This window comes from Chryseobacterium ureilyticum (genome assembly GCF_900156735.1).
GTDB classification, from domain to species: domain Bacteria; phylum Bacteroidota; class Bacteroidia; order Flavobacteriales; family Weeksellaceae; genus Chryseobacterium; species Chryseobacterium ureilyticum.
The window spans coordinates 387,819-404,715 of sequence record NZ_FTOL01000001.1; the positions used below are offsets into that span (position 1 = coordinate 387,819).

A 16,897-nucleotide genomic window follows, 5' to 3' on the forward strand; every position below is an offset into this window, starting at 1 on the left:
ATTAATAATTATTCACCCAGCATTCGCAGATTTTGGCAAATACAGTAGAAGAGATTAAACGACCGATCAATGAGGAAATGAAACTTTTCGAGCAGAAGTTTTATGAATCGATGCAGAGTAAAGTAGCTTTATTAGATAAAGTAACCCGTTTTATTGTTACCACCAAAGGGAAACAGATGCGTCCTATGTTTGTATTTCTTTGTGCGAAGCTGGTAGGAGATGTTACAGAAAAGACATATCGTGGAGCTTCCATGATTGAGTTGATTCATACAGCCACTCTTGTACATGATGATGTAGTGGATGAAAGCTTTAAACGTCGTAATTTTTTCTCTATTAATGCTTTATGGAAAAATAAAATTGCTGTTTTGGTAGGAGATTATCTCTTGTCAAAATCAGTTTTATTATCTACAGATCATAAAGATTATGACTTGCTTGGAGTAATCTCAAGAACCATCCGTGAAATGTCTGAAGGTGAGCTTCTTCAATTGGAAAAAGCCAGAAAACTGGATATTACCGAAGATGTATATTATGAAATTATCCGTCAGAAAACAGCAACTTTAATTGCAGCTTGCTGTGAAATCGGAGTCTTATCCAATAGTACAGACGAAGCACTTGCCAAAAAAATGCAGGACTTCGGTACCTATACCGGAATGGCTTTCCAGATTAAGGATGATCTTTTTGATTATTTAAGCTCAAATGTGATCGGTAAGCCGGTAGGAATTGATATCAAAGAACAGAAAATGACCCTGCCTTTGATCCATACCCTGAAAATTGCCAGCGAAAAAGACAGAAAATACTATTTCGATACTATCAAACGTTATAATAACAACCCTAAGCGAGTAAAGGAGTTGATAGAATTCGTTAAAAATTCTGGTGGATTAGAATATTCAATTACCGTAATGAAAGAATTCCAACAGAAAGCAAAGGATATTCTGAATGAATTCCCGGAATCTGAAGCAAGAAACTCATTACATATTATGCTGGATTATGTAATTGAGCGAAAATTTTAAATTAAATTATTTTCAGAGTTACAATAATAACGGCAAGAACTATACAAAATAAAGCGATTAAAAATAAATAATCCGCAATACCTTCAAACGTGTATTCCCGTTTTTTATTTTCCGTTCTGATCGCAAGGAACGAAAAGAAACAGCTGCATGCAAATAAGATGCAGGCAAACCCTGCAAATTCATCTAAATACGTGTTGTGGCTGATCTTTGCGATTTTCAAAGAGGTTATGATAATCAATGAAAACCCTAGAAGATTACTTGAAGCATTCAGGATATGAGGTGACTTTTTTTCCATCTTTTACAATTTTTTTCAAAATAAAGCACAATTTTTTTTATTATCAAATTTTTAAAAAAGATTATTAAAAATTAAAATTAATTTAAAAAGTGTATATTAGCAAAATACTTGAAGAATAAAAACTTTTTTACTTAGCTATGCAAACAACCTATATTGAAACACAGCAAATATCCTTTCAAGATTTTAAAAATCAGATACTTGAAGATTACAAGTTAGGAAGGATCTCTCGTGAAATGTCTTATCTCGGAAGGAGAGAAGTACTTACCGGAAAAGCTAAATTCGGAATTTTTGGGGATGGTAAAGAACTTCCTCAGCTGGCAATGGCGAAGGTTTTCAGAAATGGAGACTTCCGTTCAGGATATTATAGAGACCAGACTTTTGCATTGGCAATTAATGCTTTAACGGTTGAAAGTTTCTTTGCACAGATGTATGCTGATACAAGTGTGGAAAGAGAGCCGGCTTCAGCTGGAAGACAGATGAACGGGCACTTTGCGACAAGAAGTTTAAATGAAGACGGAAGCTGGAAAGATTTAACGGCACAGAAGAATATTTCTTCCGATATTTCTCCTACAGCAGGACAGATGCCAAGACTACTGGGACTAGCTCAGGCATCTACAATATATAAGAGTGTGAAATTTGACGGTTCTGAGAAATTCTCAAGAGAAGGAAATGAGATCGCTTTCGGAACAATTGGTGATGCTTCTACAGCTGAAGGACATTTCTGGGAAACGTTAAATGCAGCATGTGCACTTCAGGTTCCTATGATCGTTTCTATCTGGGATGACGGATACGGAATTTCTGTTCCTACCAAAAACCAGAGAGCAAAAGCTGACATCAGTGAAATGCTAAGTGGTTTCCAAAGAAAAGAAGGAGAGAACCAAGGTTGTGAAATTATCCAGGTAAAAGCTTGGGATTATCCTGCATTATTGGATGCTTATGCTAGAGCCGAACATTTTGCAAGAACAGAAAGCGTTCCTGTAGTAGTTCACGTGGTAGATGTAACTCAACCTCAGGGACACTCAACCTCAGGATCTCACGAAAGATATAAAAATGAAGCTCGTTTAGCTTGGGAAGCTGAGTTCGACGGATTGGTAAAATTCAAAGAGTGGATTCTGAATTACTCTATCGAAATTGATGGTAAAGAAGAAGTAATTGCTACAGCTGAAGAATTGGATGCCATTGATGAAGATGCTAAAAAAGCAGCTAAATCAGGACAAAAAACAGCTTGGGATAATTACCAGGGTGCAATTAAGGAATTAATTCAATCTATTGTTCCTTTAGTAGAAAACCTTAAAGGTCAGAATACTGAAGTAGAAACTGCTCTTACTCATTTTAATAAATTAGTTACAAAAGCTAAGAAAGATGTATTCCATTTAGCTAGAAAAACTTTATTGGCAACAAGAGGTACAAACTCTGCGGAGAGAAACCAATTGATGCAGAAATACAATGAAGTATCTGAAATTGAAAAAGACAATTACTCATCACACTTATACTCTCAGTCTGAATGGAAAGCAGAAAACATTCAAGAGATAAAGCCTGTTTACTCAGATAGCTCTGAAGATGTGGACGGAAGAGTAGTGATCAGAAATAACTTTGATAAAATCTTTGAAAAATATCCTGAAACATTAATCTTTGGAGAAGATACCGGAAACATAGGTGACGTAAACCAGGGATTGGAAGGAATGCAGGAAAAATATGGTGCATTACGTATTGCTGATACAGGAATCCGTGAAGCTACGATTCTTGGACAGGGTATTGGGATGGCAATGAGAGGTCTTAGACCAATCGCTGAAATCCAGTATTTAGACTATGTTCTTTACTGTTTACAGGGAATGAGTGATGACTTGGCTACTGTGCAATACAGAACTAAAGGAGGTCAGAAATCTCCATTGATCATCAGAACAAGAGGTCACAGATTAGAAGGAATCTGGCATTCAGGTTCTCCAATGGCGGGAATTCTTAACCTTTCAAAAGGAATCCTGGTATTAGTACCTAGAAACCTTACAAAAGCGGCAGGATTCTACAACACTATGCTTCAGGCTGACGAACCTGCGATCATCGTAGAATGTCTGAACGGATACAGATTAAAAGAAAAACAACCTGATAACTTAGGTGAGTTCACTGTTCCTGTAGGTAAAATTGAGGTTACAAAAGAAGGTAAAGACGTTACTTTGGTAACTTATGGTTCTACATGGAGAATTGTTACGGAAGCAGCTAACGAGTTAGAAAAACTTGGAATATCTGCGGAAGTGATTGATATCCAGTCATTAATTCCTTTCGATTTATCTCACGAAATTGCTGAAAGTGTTAAGAAAACAAACAGATTAGTAGTGATTGACGAAGATGTGGAAGGAGGAACAACAGGATTCATCTTACAACAGATCTTAGAAAAGCAAAAAGCTTTCAGATACTTAGATTCAGATCCGTTAACGATTTCTGCTAATGATCACAGACCAGCTTATGCAAGTGATGGAGACTACTTCAGTAAGCCATCTACAGACGATATGGTAGAGAAAATCTATGCTCTATTTAATGAAACAAATCCTCAGAAATATCCTGCGATATTCTAATTAGGATTAAAAATAAACATAAACCGCTTTCTTATAGGAAGCGGTTTTTTGTTGTGGTATTACGAGATAGGATAAAACAAGATATTATAGCTTATCAATTTATTTTTCGGTTCAATCTTCTTCAGCTAAAGTAATTCTCAGTTTATTCAAAGTACTCATCAGGGTAATACTTGAAGTTAACTCTATAATTTCTCTTTCTGTAAAACTATGCTGTAATTTTTCCTTAATTTGTTGCCAGTCAGTATTGTTGTAAGTGATAGTTTCTGTCCATTCTAAAACAATTTTTTGCTTCGAATCAAAAGCATTCGTATATTTCCAACCAGGTAATCTGTTGATAATATCCTGATCAATCCCAAAATTGAATAACTCTTTAGCATGATAGCTGCAACAGTAGGCACAACCATTGATTTGAGATACACGCAATTCTGCCAATGCAATCAGTTTTTCATCAATACCGGACTTCCGGATGCTGGTGTGGGCTTTATACAGATGTCCAATCGTTTCTTTTGCTATTTCTTTGTAATTCATAATGAAAAATTTTATACAAATTTGCATCAGAAATGGTTTAGAACCTATATACTTACATTTTGGGAATATACTTACCTTTTTGAAAGTAGGAGGTAAAAATAGTAGCATTGAAATTTGTACATTTGAGAAAACGAATATCCTGAAACAGCTATGAAAATTACCAAGTTAGTTCTTCTTTTCAATTATAAAAAAATCCTTTTGGGATGTATCGTTTCCATTCTTCTTTTGATACTTTCTTTTCAAATTGATTCAGATAATTTGAAGTTTTTCTTGAGAGGGTTTTCAGTTCTTATTATTTTAAATATAATAGCGTCATTGGTAGCATCTTATATATTATATGATAAATCAGACCTCTATGAATTGAATGGCTTAAAAGGAATTATTGATTGGGGTAAGATTGAAAATGCAGTACTTATTCACGCAAGTTTTGATCCTTTATCTCAACGTTTAGAAGAAAAATATCCCCAATTAAATTTAACAGTTTGTGATATTTACGGAAATAGGCACGAACATGAGAGTGGAATTGAAGTATCAAAAAAAATGTTTCCACCCAATCCGAAAGAAATTAAAATATCACCTGATAAACTGCCTTTTGATGATGGTTCTCAAGATATTATTCTTGCTGTTACTGCACTTCATGAAGTTTTAGATCACGATAAAAGAGTTTTATTTTTTAAAGAAGCAAAAAGAGTTTTAAAGAAAGGAGGTTTGATTATTGTCTCTGAGCAGTTCAGAGATACTACCAATTTTATTTTTTTTAATATCGGGGCATTCCATTTCTTAAGTTGGAAGCAGTGGAAAAGTTCTATTGCACCATCCGGATTAAAAATTATCGGAAATAAAAAGGTTACATTATTTGCAAATACCTTGATTATAGGAGATGATGCAGGTTAATTAAAAAACAAAATACTCAGAAATCCGTGCATTCGTGGCAAAATAACATTAAGCTGTATAAGAGGTGAAAAATCTTTATATGGCTTTATGAAACATTATACATTCACTGCTTTTTTCTTTTCTTTGATCGATTCTATACAATCTTCCGAATAGGTTCCTTTCACCTGGTATTTCGCCTCCCATTCTTCCAACAGATATAAAATAGGCAACAGCGCCAATCCTTTTTCCGTAAGCGAATATTCAACTCTTGGAGGCAGCTCTTTAAATTCCTCACGGATCACTAAACCGTCAGTTTCCATTTCCCGTAACTGATCCGTCAATACCTTTCTCGAGATCACATTAATACGCACCGCAAGCTCTCCAAAACGTAATTTTCTGTCTTTGATCACCAATACAATGATGGGTTTCCATTTGCTTCCCAATGCAGCCATTGCTTTGCCTAGCGGACAGCTGTATTGCATTAATTCATTCTTTTTCATAGAGATAAACTTGTTTAATTGCTTGATGAGGAACTGGAATTACAAACGTTACTTTAATGTTACTAATGTAAGTTACTGCGAAGTTACCACTATTTTTTTAATAAAAGATACAAAAACAAACTATTATTAGTTACTTTGTGTAACAATTATAAAATACCTATTTAAATATGAGTACATCATCATTATTTAAACCGTTTGAATATAAGAATCTACAGCTTAAAAATAGAATCGTAATGGCTCCTATGACCAGAGCTCAATCTGACAATGGAGTTCCAACGCAGAACATCGCAGACTATTATGGAAGAAGAGCTGCTTCAGAAGTAGGATTGATTCTTTCAGAGGGAACTGTTATCAATAGACCTGGATCAAAAAACTTACAGAATATTCCTGATTTTTATGGAAATGAAGCTTTAAACGGCTGGAAAAACGTAATCGATATCGTACATAAAAACGGTGGAAAAATGGGACCTCAGATCTGGCACGTTGGTGATACAAGAATGTCTGAAGATTATCCTTTGGTTGCAATGGAAAAGGTTTCTACCATGACTATTGAAGACATTCAGGATACCATTGCTCAGTTTGCCGCTTCTGCAAAATCAGCAAAAGATCTTGGTTTCGATTGCCTGGAAATTCATGGAGCTCATGGTTACCTCATCGATCAGTTTTTCTGGGAAGTAACCAATACAAGAACGGATGAATATGGAGGGAAAACTCTAAAGGAAAGAAGCCGATTTGCCGTTGAAGTAGTAAAAGCTATCAGAGAAGCAGTAGGAGAAGATTTTACAATAATTCTTCGTCTGTCACAATGGAAACAACAGGATTATAAAACAAAACTGGCTCTTACACCAAACGAAATGGAAGACTGGTTGTTGCCTTTAAAAGAAGCCGGAGTAGATATTTTTCACTGTTCACAACGTCGTTTCTGGGAACCTGAATTTGAAGGTTCAAGCTTAAACTTTGCAGGTTGGGCAAAGAAAATTACAGGGCAGCCAACCATTACTGTAGGATCTGTAGGATTGAACGGAGATTTCCTGAATGCTTTTGCAGGACAGGGAACAGAGAAAACAGATTTAACTGAATTGATCAAAAGGCTGGATAATGAAGAATTTGATCTTGTAGCGGTAGGACGTGCTATTTTGCAGGATTACGAGTGGGTAAAGAAGATCAAAGATGGCAATACAGCAGATATTTCGGACTTTACAGCAGAAAGTATGAGCGTTTTATTTTAATTTGAATAAAGAAAGTAAATAAGTTTTGTAGTGAATTTTTTAACAGCATATTTTATTCACTAGTGAAGCTAAGTTTATGGTTTATTATTCATGTTAATCATCATAATTCACTTTATTTTATATTTAATTTTCACCTATTTATTAAAGAACCGGCTTTCAGGATTTCCTGAAAGCCGGTTTGTTTTTTTTAATTATCCAGAAATTAGCAAGGGTATTCTATTGCTACGCAGCTCCAATAAGCTGGATATCCATTTTCTGCTTTATAACGGCAAGCTCTTGTTCCAGATTCGCATAAAGGGGCATTCCCACCATTGATTTTCTTTAATTCTGATTTAGCTAATTTTTTTAGATTTTTCATGTTTTAATAATTTGTTGTGGTTTAAAATCAAATGTTTTTTTAAAACTTAAGATCTGCATCCGTATTCTACCGGTTCACATACCCAGTAAGCAGGATTGCCATCTGCAGGAGGATAGCGGCATGCTATTTCTCCATATTCACAGACAGGAGCATTTCCTCCCTGAACTTTTTTTAGTTCAATTCTTACTAATTTTTTTAAATTTTTCATAGCGAAGAATTTGAATGTTGATTGTTTTTAAGAATGTGTCGTTAAGAAATGACAGAGTGCATTAAAAACATTCTTCAGTAGTTAGAATACATCTCCAACGAGCGCGTCCGCCAGAAAAATATAAACAAGGAGTTGTGTCTGCTGGACAGTCCGGAGCATTTCCACCATTGATTTTTTTTAATTCTGACTTTGCTAATTTTCTAATGTTTTTCATGTTGTAGTGATTTGTTAGTGATTACAAATGTAATATTTTTTATGAATACTGCAAGGTTTTTATTTAGATATTGAAATAAGTATAAAATTAATGATATTGTGCTGTCTCATTTTTCCTTTTCTTTGTTAATCAATTTAAAACTAAAACCATTGTATTTAAAATGAAATGTTTGAACCATATTAGCATTATGTCTTTTTCAATTCTGATCAGCACATTTTCCTGTACCAAAACAGACAATAAACCTGTTGTAAAAAAAATACATCAGGATCAGAAAATAAAGGCAGATACAGTGATCACCACATCAGCTGTATTATTGCTGAGTCCTGATGAAAAAGAGATTGAAGAAATAAAAAAGAAACAAGGAGAAGATAATTTCTATACCCTTGCTGATGATGCTAATTATTATTCAGCAGAAATAGATGAAGCAGCTCCCCAAACCATTTATTTAAGTCATAGAACCATTGATTTTCCAAAAGAAAACTATGTATTTAGCAAAGATAAATTTGAAGATAAATGGATAGTGATTGATTATAAGGAAGGTTATCAGCCTAAAGCATACTCTTTGGTAGATTATCATAGCCTTATAACCGAAAAGCAATCTTCTGACAGATAAAATAAACGCGCTCCTTTACTATTGGGAGCGCGTTTTTTAACAGATTTAAATATCTAAAACTGCCACATTAAAAATGACAGAAGTGATTTCTTACAAACCAATGTTTTTTGTTGGTTTTAATTGCTTTAAAATATTCTTTGGAATCGCATTTTTGTGAACCAAAATAGCAGTCGATTTGTACTCTACATACGGTCTTGTTACATAAAGATATCCAGCGAAGTCATTCGTTACTCCCCATGAATTTTTTACCATATAATATTCTTTACCAGTCTGATCTTTTGCCAAACCTACGATGTGCATACCGTGGTCATCTGTTGTAGAAAGGTTATTAAGTCCTTTCTGACGCATATCTTCAGTGATGGTTTTATCTTTTTTAGGCTCAGTAAACAACGTTTGCTTGTTATCAGCATTGATTTGGTCTAAATCCATATCCGGAACATAAGCAACACCGTTTTTGTAAGAGAAATAAGGCTCAGAAACGTCCGTTGCCCAACCTACTGAATATCCTTTATTTACAGCATTATCAATAATCGCTGTAAGATCTTTCATCGGAACATTCCAGTCAGAATCATGGCTCCAGTTATCAGGAATCGGAACTACAAATTTTTGGTAATAAGCATAATCTTTATAAGAAGATAGCTCTACATAATCCTCAGCATTGATTCCTACTACTTCCTTAGCAAAGGTTTTAGGAGTGTAGTTTTTCCCTTCATGAGTGAAGTTTGCAGGTACTTTTCCTAAATATTCATCAAGAATAGCATCTACAGAATCCATCCAGTTGTCAGTAAGCTTTCCTTTAGAAGATGCCTGAACAAGGCTATCAAGAACTGGCTTCAGTTTTCCTTGCATTTCCTTGAAATTGTTGGTGGTTTGCCCAGGTTTTAATCCTGAATAAACATCCTGAGGAACTGCACCATATTTTTTGTACATATTGATTACATCATGTAATTCTCCTCCGTCACCCCAGCTGATTGCTCCGTTATTTAATACATATAACTTCGCTTTATCATGATAAGAGTTTCTTGCAGTAAAGATTTCAGCAAGATCTACAGGTTTTTTGCCCATTCTCTGCATTTCAGATTCAAGGAAAGAATTTCCTGAGTAGCTCCAGCAAGTTCCTGATGAACCCTGGTTCTTTACAGAAGTAGCTCCAACGTCTTTTAACGTTGTGAACTGAAAATTAGCATTTTGTGAGTGGTTGTTTTTTAACTTATTGATTAAGTCATCTTGGGCAAACATCATACTTCCTGCAGACAAAACAAAAAGTAATGATGCAATTTTCGCGTTTTTCATTACTATAAAAAGATTATTTGTATTAATAGTCGTTCATATTACAGATTTGTTACAACACGAAAAGTTAAATTTAAAATGAAAGTTTTTTGTTAATAGGGAAAGAAAACAAATAGAGTTGGCTGTGGCTGATAGTTCATAAAACGGATAAGTTTAAATAACAGATGTTTAAGAACGCATGGATAATAAAAATATTAATATATTCTCTTTGCTTTCTCATTCTTCTCTGCTTTCTTTGTCTTTTACAATTTTATCTCTCATCTTTCAAAAAAAGTTAATCATGTTTCCAACCCTTAAGAAAGTTCCTGCATCTATAATAGTATAACTCCTGACTATGGAAAAAGAATTATTATCAGAATGCCAACGTAACGACCGCAAAGCACAGCGGAAGGTTTACGAGAAAATGGCGGGCAGGCTGTACTCTGTCTGCAAGCGCTATTTAAAAAGCGATGAAGATATAGAAGAGGTATTAGCAGATACGTTCTATAAGATCTTCACGAAGATTGGACAGCTTCAGAATCCCGATACCTTTGAAGTCTGGGCAAAGAAAATTGCGGTGAATGAATGTCTGCAAAAATTAAGATCAGATAAAGCATTATTTATTTCCTTGGAAGAGAATATGATTCATTTTTCGGAAGGAACAACGGATCATATTTCCTTTGAAAAAGATATTCTTAACCTTTTAAATTTTCTTCCCGAAGGCTGTAGAGCAATCTTTAATCTCTTTGCAATAGAAGGCTATCCGCATAAAGAAATTGCAGCAATGCTGTCTATAAGCGAGGGAACTTCAAAATCCCAGCTCAATTTTGCACGGAAAAAATTACAGGAACTTTTGGTGAATCAAAACATTTAAACTTTTACAACAATGGAAAATAATCATATAGATCAACAATTCAATGAAGCTTCCAGGCTTTCAGAAGAACCAACTGTTTTTCCTGGTTTTGAAAAAGTTTGGGAGAACATTGAAGAAAAACTGGATCAAAAAAAAGAGAAAAAGAGAATTATTCCGATTTGGCTTCCTTATGGGATTGCTGCGAGTTTAATGATTGGTATGGGAGCTTTTTATTTTATAAATAAAGAAGAGACGACAAAATCTGTACAACCATCAATAGCAGAAAACAAAACAGTTCAGAAGCCTTCTTCTAATACAAATATTGCAAAAATTGACAGTTTAACCAAGACAAATATTAAGGAAGAAAAAAAGGAAATTCATTCTACAGTTGAAAAATTAGCTACGAATAATTATCAGGCTCCAATTACTGTTAATATTTCCAATCCAAGTCCTGTGGTAGCGGACAGACCTGCTGTAGCATCTGTTGGAGTACCTCCGCCTGTTATTGAACGTCATTTAGAAACATCTGATAAAGCTGTAAATATTGAAGAAGTAGTCCTAATGGGATATAGTTCAAAAGCAAAGAGTGTTTATACCTCATCAAATGTAAGTATAGTATCAAATACATTAAGCGGAACAGCTCCGGGGATATTAGTATCCGGATCGCCAAAAAATGATAAGATCATGATCAGAGGTGTAGCTTCAATTAATCAGGTGAATGCTCCATTATATATTGTGAATGGAGAAGTGAAAGATCAAAGTTATTTAAGTGGATTAGATTCAAATTCTATAGAAAATACGCAAGTATTGAAAGGTGAATCAGCCACAAGTTTGTATGGAAGCAAGGCGTTGAATGGAGTGATTGTAATAACCACTAAAAAACTTTCAAGAAAGGAAAAAAAGAGATTGAAAAAACTTCAGGAAGAAATTAATAAGCAAAAACAAATTACTCCCATATCAAATAATGAAAGTTATGATGCTTTTGTAGAAAACCCTTTTGAACTGGCACAGAGCCAGCCATTGTCTACCTTTTCCATTGATGTTGATAATGCATCATATTCTAACGTAAGAAGAATGATTAATAATGGAGAAAAGATTAATAAGAATGCTGTAAGAATTGAAGAAATGATCAATTACTTTAAATATAACTACCCACAGCCCAAAAATGAAGATCCTTTTTCTATCAATACTGAATATAATGAAGCTCCATGGAATCCGAATCATAAACTGTTGAAAATAGGACTTCAAGGGAAGAATATTTCTACCGAAAAGTTACCGGCATCCAATCTTATTTTTCTGATAGACGTATCCGGTTCTATGAACGAACAAAATAAGCTGCCATTGCTGAAATCTTCTTTCAAAGTGTTGTTGGATCAATTAAGACCAAAAGATAAAGTAGGGATTGTAGTCTACGCAGGAAGTGCCGGAATGGTTTTACCTCCAACGTCTGCTGGGGAAAAAGCTAAAATTATTCAGGCTTTAGATCAATTACAGGCAGGAGGGAGCACAGCAGGAGGAGCAGGTATTGAACTTGCCTATAAACTGGCACAGGAAAACTTTATCAAAAATGGAAATAATCGTGTAATCATTGCTACAGATGGCGATTTTAATGTAGGAACATCTGCTACCACTGATCTTCAGACCCTTATTGAGGAGAAAAGAAAATCAGGTGTATTTTTAACTTGCTTAGGCTTCGGAATGGGCAATTATAAAGACAATACACTTGAAACTTTAGCCAATAAAGGAAATGGAAACTATGCTTACATTGATAATATGCAGGAGGCAAATAAATTTTTGGGAAAAGAGTTTACAGGAAATATGTATGCAATAGCCAAAGACGTGAAAATTCAGATAGAGTTTAATCCCGAATATGTTAAATCTTATCGTTTAATTGGTTATGAAAACAGAAAGCTGAAGAATGAAGACTTTGTGAACGATAAAATTGATGCAGGTGAATTGGGAAGTGGGCATACTGTTACCGCTTTGTATGAAATTATACCTAATGATGTAAAATCAGAGTTTATTCCTAAAAGTACAGATTTGAAATACACTAAAAATACTTATAAAGAGGAATTTGGAGATGAATTGGCTACCATAAAGTTCAGATACAAAAAACCTGATGGAGATAAAAGTAAAGAAATGACTCAGATTATAAAAAATGAAAATAACAGAATATCTTCTGCAAGTCAGGACTTTAAGTTTGCATCATCCGTAGCGTGGTTTGGATTGGTAGCTAGAGAATCTGAACTGATTCAGAAAAAGAGTCTCTCAGAGATTGAAGATCTGGCTAAACAAGGAAAAAATAAAGATGAAGAGGGATATAGATCGGAGTTTATCAGGCTTATAGAGACATATAAAACCACTCAAAAATAATTTTGAATATATCTTAAAACTATTTCCCTTTTTAATGCTAAAGAGGGAAATTTTATTACAATTAAAATTCTTCATTGGGATTAAATAAATTTTAATAATTTTCTTCCCGGAAATTTATAACCATGAAAAAAACTATTATAACCGTTTTAGGGCTTGTCTTATTGGTAAGCTGTAAAACTCAAACTGTTTCAGTATCGTCCCAAAAAACTACAAAATACAGTATCCGAAAAGATAAAGATCAGGATGGTATTCCCAATAAAGAAGATCATTGCCCTGAAGTAGCAGGTTTGCCTGAGTTTCATGGCTGCCCCGATACAGACGGAGATGGGATAGCAGATAAAGATGATACCTGCCCGGATGTAGCTGGACCAATTGAAAATAACGGTTGCCCTTGGCCCGATACCGATGGGGATGGCGTGATTGATAAAGATGACGCGTGTCCAACAGTTACAGGGCCTCCTGAAAATAATGGCTGTCCATGGCCCGATACCGATGGAGATGGAGTTTTAGACAAAGACGATGCATGTCCTACTGTTCCTGGGCTTCCTGAATATAATGGCTGTCCGAAACCAAAATCATTGGTGGCAATGGAGATTTCCAGTTCACCAAAAACGAGTAAACCCACAACTGGAAATAAAACTTCTTTAACAAAAGGTTATAAAACAAAATCCAAAGATGAACTTCCTGAAGCTGGTAAATTAACTGCAGGTGAAATCAATGACTTTTCAAAATGGAACTATTGGGAGGATATGGCACTTCCTGTTTTATCTCAACACAAAGAACAATGGATATTTTTTCCGGATGAAAGAGTATCAGTGCAACTTGTAAATAAAGATAAAATTCCTGTTATTGGTAAGAAACTCGTTTTATTGAATGATAAGAAGGAAATAATTTGGCAAGCTGTTTCTGATAATAAAGGAAGTGCTGAACTTTGGGTTACTTCAAGAATTGATGATAAACTTTCATCAGAAAAGTATTTTATAGGCGATGAGAATAAAAAAATATTGTCAAGTAATGTTACTTTATTCAAAGAAGGACAGAATGTAATTACGATTGATGTTCCCTGTCTTGAAAAAAGAAATTTAGATCTGGCTTTCGTTGTAGATGCTACAGGTTCTATGGGAGATGAAATTACGTATTTACAATCTGAGTTATTAGACGTATTGAAAAAAGTAGAGGAAAAACTAGCTAATACAACTGATGTTCGTTATGGTTCTGTATTTTACAGAGATCACGGGGACGAATATGTGACCAAGGAGTTTGATTTTTCTGATAAAGCTACAAATCTGATTAACTTTATTAAACAACAAAGTGCAGGCGGTGGAGGAGACGCCCCGGAAGCTGTGGTGGAAGCTCTGGATTCATCTATTGATAAATTAAGTTGGAGTACCATGAATTCTACTAAAATTATTTTTTTAATTTTGGATGCACCACCTCATTATTCAAAAGAAAATATTGATAGATTACATAATAAAATAAAATTGGCGGCGCAAAAAGGAATCACAATAATTCCATTAGCAGCAAGTGATATAGATAAGCAGACTGAGTACTTAATGAGAACTTTTGCGCTACTTACAAACGGCACCTATACTTTTCTTACAAATCATAGTGGCATTGGTAATAATCATATAGAACCAACCACAGATTCATATGAAGTTGAAAAATTAAACGACCTGTTATTAAGGTTGATTTTACAACGTTCAATAATACCTTCCTGCCAAACAACTTCTAATAATGAATATATAAATAAAAAAATTGAAACTGAACTGGAAGAAGAGAAGAATCCAAAAATTAAAATTTATCCAAATCCAACTAAAGGAGAAATCAATATTCAGTCAAATAAACAGATTGATGAACTGTATTTATATGATTATAGTGGTAAAATATTAATTAAACAGGAAAAATTACCTGCAGGGACGAATAAGATTGATATTACATCTTATCCTCAGAGTATCTATCTGATGAGATGCAAATATGGTAAACAATGGGATACTTTTAAAATTATCAAAAATTAAATAATAATATGCAACAGGCATTCACAACGGATGTCTGTTTTCTTTTAAAATTAATTTTCAAAAATTATTGAAAATTCAAAAATTATAATTACATTTGTATCAGAAATTTAAAATAAACCAAAATGCAACTTTCAGAAGCCAAAGAAAAATACATTCAAACCTGGGGAACATTTGCTACCAATTGGGGAATCAATCGTACAATGGCACAAGTACATGCATTGCTTTTGGCGAGTGGAAAACCATTGTCTACAGACGAAGTAATGGAGCAGCTGGAAATTTCAAGAGGAAATGCCAATATGAACCTTCGTGCTTTAATCGATTGGGGAATTGTCCGAAAAGAATTTATAAAAGGAGACAGAAAAGAATACTTCGTTGCCGAAAAAGATGTTTGGTATCTTTTCAAACAGATCACCAAAGAACGTAGAAAAAGAGAAATAGAACCGGTAATTTCTTTTTTGGAAGAACTCCGAAATATTGAAGATAATGATACGGAAGAGGCTCAGGAATTTATTAAGCTAATGAATGATTTCAGCTCTGTAACCGGTAAAATCAACAATATCATGGATTTGGCTATAAAAAGTGATGATCACTGGCTGGTAGGGAAGATTACCAACCTGTTAAAATAGAAAAGAAAGGATGAAAATCCTTTTTTATTTCAAATAAACTTTCAAAAATTATTGAAAATATAATATTTTTAAAATGTTTGGAAAATGAAAACATTAATCTTTAAGATCTGGATGTACATTACTTTCCGATCAAAGCATAAAAGAACCAGAGGCGATTTTCTTAACCTTTAAAGTAATAACCATGAAAAATTTTATAAAATATGACTTTTATGTACAGCTATTCTTCCTTATAACCGGATGTTTTGTCACTATCATTAAAGGTTGGGATGGATGGATATTGTTTTACTTTATTGTAGGAATTCCTCAGTTAATCAGTTGTTTAGTCAGAATTTTTTTAAAAATTAAAATTTCGCCACTTTTCCTGATTTATGGAATAACAATACTCCCTGTCTGGCTTTCTATAGTAATCCTGATTACAATCGGAATTGATAATGAAGTTACAGCTATTCCAACATATATTGCAATGGCGGCGTTTTTCTATAGTCCTTTTATGGCGTTATTGTATGCTCTTGAAAGTCATAATCTGTATCAATCTTTAAAACAACTATCATGAAAACACTCAAAAACCACACCTTAATCTACGATAACGAATGCCCAATGTGCGCTCTTTATTCTAAGGGTTTTACAAAATGTGGAATGCTGGATGAAGATGGAAGAGAAGCCTTTACCGAAATATCTGTCAGAAATAAAAATCTGGTAGATTTTAACCGGGCAAAAAACGAAATAGCTTTAGTAGACCATGATCATAATACAGTCATTTATGGTTTGGATAGTTTACTTACCATTATCGGAAGCTCCTTTCCTTTACTGGAAAAAATAGCAAGAATACAGCCTTTGTATTGGTTTTTCAAAAAGCTTTATTCATTTGTGTCTTACAATAGAAAACAGATTATTCCATCTGCAAAAGATAATACAGATCAATCCTGTGTTCCGGACTTTAATTTAAAATACAGATTAGGCTATATTACATTTGTTGTATTATTTTCAGCTTATATTTTAAATCTGTATTCTGCGAAAATGGGACTGAATTTTACTTCCGGTTTTCTAAGAGAACTGACAGTCTGTTTAGGGCAAATTCTTTGGCAAACCTTCTTTTTGAAAGCGTATTTAAAAGATAAGATCTGGGATTACCTTGGAAATATGATGACCGTTTCATTAATAGGAACATTGCTTTTAATTCCAGCTTTATTTACTAATTTCAGTCTGATCTTTTATCTCATTTACTTTGCAATCGTAGTACTGATCATGTTTTTGGAACATTTAAGAAGATGTAAAATATTAAAACTGAATTACTTTCCTACTATTTCATGGATGTTATTTCGAATGACTGCCTTGGCGATCATTATTCTCCTAACTATTTAAA

At 34.0% G+C, this 16,897-nt stretch carries 18 protein-coding genes and 1 pseudogene; 12 read left to right on the top strand and 7 right to left on the bottom strand.

The features are described 5' to 3' along the window. The first annotated feature begins 32 nt into the window (after positions 1 to 32). The gene (locus BW983_RS01605) at positions 33 to 1,010 is read left to right on the top strand and encodes a polyprenyl synthetase family protein (RefSeq protein WP_076549400.1); all 978 of its coding nucleotides are present in this window, start codon (positions 33 to 35) and stop codon (positions 1,008 to 1,010) included. 1 nt (position 1,011) lies between these two features. Here BW983_RS01605 and BW983_RS01610 read toward each other — a convergent pair whose 3' ends face one another. Next, a complete protein-coding gene (locus BW983_RS01610) occupies positions 1,012 to 1,305 on the bottom strand; it encodes a hypothetical protein (protein WP_076549401.1) in 294 nt (97 codons plus the stop codon). A 137-nt stretch (positions 1,306 to 1,442) separates the two neighbouring features. Here BW983_RS01610 and BW983_RS01615 point away from each other — a divergent pair, with 137 nt between their 5' ends. Then, positions 1,443 to 3,875, top strand: a complete 2,433-nt coding sequence (locus BW983_RS01615) for an alpha-ketoacid dehydrogenase subunit alpha/beta (RefSeq protein ID WP_076549402.1) — start codon at positions 1,443 to 1,445, stop codon at positions 3,873 to 3,875. Positions 3,876 to 3,986: 111 nt separating this feature from the next. On the opposite strand, the gene BW983_RS01620 is transcribed toward BW983_RS01615, so the two are convergent. Next, complete coding sequence (locus BW983_RS01620; RefSeq protein WP_076549404.1) at positions 3,987 to 4,403, bottom strand: carboxymuconolactone decarboxylase family protein; 417 nt, start codon at positions 4,401 to 4,403, stop codon at positions 3,987 to 3,989. Positions 4,404 to 4,553: 150 nt separating this feature from the next. On the opposite strand from BW983_RS01620, the gene BW983_RS01625 reads away from it, so the two are divergent. Further along, on the top strand, positions 4,554 to 5,297 hold the full coding sequence (locus BW983_RS01625) for a methyltransferase domain-containing protein (protein ID WP_076549406.1): 744 nt from the start codon (positions 4,554 to 4,556) through the stop codon (positions 5,295 to 5,297). A 95-nt stretch (positions 5,298 to 5,392) separates the two neighbouring features. On the opposite strand, the gene BW983_RS01630 is transcribed toward BW983_RS01625, so the two are convergent. After that, positions 5,393 to 5,776, bottom strand: a complete 384-nt coding sequence (locus BW983_RS01630) for a winged helix-turn-helix transcriptional regulator (protein WP_065392961.1) — start codon at positions 5,774 to 5,776, stop codon at positions 5,393 to 5,395. Positions 5,777 to 5,943: 167 nt separating this feature from the next. Here BW983_RS01630 and BW983_RS01635 point away from each other — a divergent pair, with 167 nt between their 5' ends. Continuing rightward, entirely contained in the window at positions 5,944 to 7,005 is a 1,062-nt protein-coding gene (locus tag BW983_RS01635) for an NADH:flavin oxidoreductase (protein WP_076549409.1), read from the top strand. A gap of 202 nt (positions 7,006 to 7,207) precedes the next feature. On the opposite strand, the gene BW983_RS23920 is transcribed toward BW983_RS01635, so the two are convergent. The 3 genes from BW983_RS23920 to BW983_RS23930 all read right to left on the bottom strand — a co-directional run bounded on the left by BW983_RS23920 (position 7,208) and on the right by BW983_RS23930 (position 7,785). Then, positions 7,208 to 7,363, bottom strand: coding sequence for a bacteriocin-like protein (locus BW983_RS23920; protein WP_167369945.1), 156 nt, complete (start codon positions 7,361 to 7,363; stop codon positions 7,208 to 7,210). Positions 7,364 to 7,409: 46 nt separating this feature from the next. Beyond that, on the bottom strand, positions 7,410 to 7,571 hold the full coding sequence (locus BW983_RS23925; protein WP_167369946.1) for a bacteriocin-like protein: 162 nt from the start codon (positions 7,569 to 7,571) through the stop codon (positions 7,410 to 7,412). A 61-nt stretch (positions 7,572 to 7,632) separates the two neighbouring features. Continuing rightward, positions 7,633 to 7,785: a bacteriocin-like protein gene (locus tag BW983_RS23930; RefSeq protein ID WP_167369947.1), complete on the bottom strand. Its 153-nt coding sequence runs from the start codon at positions 7,783 to 7,785 to the stop codon at positions 7,633 to 7,635. A gap of 187 nt (positions 7,786 to 7,972) precedes the next feature. Here BW983_RS23930 and BW983_RS01640 point away from each other — a divergent pair, with 187 nt between their 5' ends. Further along, on the top strand, positions 7,973 to 8,398 hold the full coding sequence (locus BW983_RS01640) for a hypothetical protein (RefSeq protein WP_076549411.1): 426 nt from the start codon (positions 7,973 to 7,975) through the stop codon (positions 8,396 to 8,398). A gap of 90 nt (positions 8,399 to 8,488) precedes the next feature. On the opposite strand, the gene BW983_RS01645 is transcribed toward BW983_RS01640, so the two are convergent. Continuing rightward, positions 8,489 to 9,691 carry a C1 family peptidase gene (locus BW983_RS01645; protein WP_076549413.1) on the bottom strand — a complete coding sequence of 401 codons (1,203 nt, stop codon included), beginning with the start codon at positions 9,689 to 9,691 and terminating at the stop codon, positions 8,489 to 8,491. 331 nt (positions 9,692 to 10,022) lie between these two features. On the opposite strand from BW983_RS01645, the gene BW983_RS01650 reads away from it, so the two are divergent. The 7 genes and pseudogenes from BW983_RS01650 to BW983_RS01685 all read left to right on the top strand — a co-directional run bounded on the left by BW983_RS01650 (position 10,023) and on the right by BW983_RS01685 (position 16,896). Beyond that, positions 10,023 to 10,541: an RNA polymerase sigma factor gene (locus BW983_RS01650; RefSeq protein ID WP_076549415.1), complete on the top strand. Its 519-nt coding sequence runs from the start codon at positions 10,023 to 10,025 to the stop codon at positions 10,539 to 10,541. A gap of 12 nt (positions 10,542 to 10,553) precedes the next feature. Continuing rightward, entirely contained in the window at positions 10,554 to 12,893 is a 2,340-nt protein-coding gene (locus BW983_RS01655; protein ID WP_076549417.1) for a vWA domain-containing protein, read from the top strand. Positions 12,894 to 13,120: 227 nt separating this feature from the next. Next, a pseudogene (locus BW983_RS24270) lies at positions 13,121 to 13,504 on the top strand (thrombospondin type 3 repeat-containing protein); the annotation flags it as partial. Next, positions 13,481 to 14,908 carry a VWA domain-containing protein gene (locus BW983_RS23680; protein ID WP_394333175.1) on the top strand — a complete coding sequence of 476 codons (1,428 nt, stop codon included), beginning with the start codon at positions 13,481 to 13,483 and terminating at the stop codon, positions 14,906 to 14,908. The pseudogene BW983_RS24270 and the gene BW983_RS23680, both read left to right, overlap by 24 nt. A gap of 122 nt (positions 14,909 to 15,030) precedes the next feature. Then, entirely contained in the window at positions 15,031 to 15,534 is a 504-nt protein-coding gene (locus BW983_RS01675) for a GbsR/MarR family transcriptional regulator (RefSeq protein ID WP_065392968.1), read from the top strand. Between the two features lie 181 nt (positions 15,535 to 15,715). Continuing rightward, positions 15,716 to 16,087, top strand: coding sequence for a hypothetical protein (locus BW983_RS01680; protein ID WP_076549418.1), 372 nt, complete (start codon positions 15,716 to 15,718; stop codon positions 16,085 to 16,087). Continuing rightward, positions 16,084 to 16,896, top strand: coding sequence for a DCC1-like thiol-disulfide oxidoreductase family protein (locus tag BW983_RS01685; RefSeq protein WP_076549420.1), 813 nt, complete (start codon positions 16,084 to 16,086; stop codon positions 16,894 to 16,896). Before BW983_RS01680 ends, BW983_RS01685 begins: the two co-directional genes overlap by 4 nt. The last annotated feature ends 1 nt before the right edge of the window (position 16,897 follow it).

What these genes read in the sequence shown, in the direction of transcription:
- BW983_RS01610 (WP_076549401.1), bottom strand. Translation starts at nt 1,305, where the DNA reads ATGGAAAAAAAGTCACCTCATATCCTGAATGCTTCAAGTAATCTTCTA.
- BW983_RS01615 (WP_076549402.1), top strand. Translation starts at nt 1,443, where the DNA reads ATGCAAACAACCTATATTGAAACACAGCAAATATCCTTTCAAGATTTT.
- BW983_RS01620 (WP_076549404.1), bottom strand. Translation starts at nt 4,403, where the DNA reads ATGAATTACAAAGAAATAGCAAAAGAAACGATTGGACATCTGTATAAA.
- BW983_RS01625 (WP_076549406.1), top strand. Translation starts at nt 4,554, where the DNA reads ATGAAAATTACCAAGTTAGTTCTTCTTTTCAATTATAAAAAAATCCTT.
- BW983_RS01630 (WP_065392961.1), bottom strand. Translation starts at nt 5,776, where the DNA reads ATGAAAAAGAATGAATTAATGCAATACAGCTGTCCGCTAGGCAAAGCA.
- BW983_RS01635 (WP_076549409.1), top strand. Translation starts at nt 5,944, where the DNA reads ATGAGTACATCATCATTATTTAAACCGTTTGAATATAAGAATCTACAG.
- BW983_RS23920 (WP_167369945.1), bottom strand. Translation starts at nt 7,363, where the DNA reads ATGAAAAATCTAAAAAAATTAGCTAAATCAGAATTAAAGAAAATCAAT.
- BW983_RS23925 (WP_167369946.1), bottom strand. Translation starts at nt 7,571, where the DNA reads ATGAAAAATTTAAAAAAATTAGTAAGAATTGAACTAAAAAAAGTTCAG.
- BW983_RS23930 (WP_167369947.1), bottom strand. Translation starts at nt 7,785, where the DNA reads ATGAAAAACATTAGAAAATTAGCAAAGTCAGAATTAAAAAAAATCAAT.
- BW983_RS01640 (WP_076549411.1), top strand. Translation starts at nt 7,973, where the DNA reads ATGTCTTTTTCAATTCTGATCAGCACATTTTCCTGTACCAAAACAGAC.
- BW983_RS01645 (WP_076549413.1), bottom strand. Translation starts at nt 9,691, where the DNA reads ATGAAAAACGCGAAAATTGCATCATTACTTTTTGTTTTGTCTGCAGGA.
- BW983_RS01650 (WP_076549415.1), top strand. Translation starts at nt 10,023, where the DNA reads ATGGAAAAAGAATTATTATCAGAATGCCAACGTAACGACCGCAAAGCA.
- BW983_RS01655 (WP_076549417.1), top strand. Translation starts at nt 10,554, where the DNA reads ATGGAAAATAATCATATAGATCAACAATTCAATGAAGCTTCCAGGCTT.
- BW983_RS23680 (WP_394333175.1), top strand. Translation starts at nt 13,481, where the DNA reads ATGGAGATTTCCAGTTCACCAAAAACGAGTAAACCCACAACTGGAAAT.
- BW983_RS01675 (WP_065392968.1), top strand. Translation starts at nt 15,031, where the DNA reads ATGCAACTTTCAGAAGCCAAAGAAAAATACATTCAAACCTGGGGAACA.
- BW983_RS01680 (WP_076549418.1), top strand. Translation starts at nt 15,716, where the DNA reads ATGAAAAATTTTATAAAATATGACTTTTATGTACAGCTATTCTTCCTT.
- BW983_RS01685 (WP_076549420.1), top strand. Translation starts at nt 16,084, where the DNA reads ATGAAAACACTCAAAAACCACACCTTAATCTACGATAACGAATGCCCA.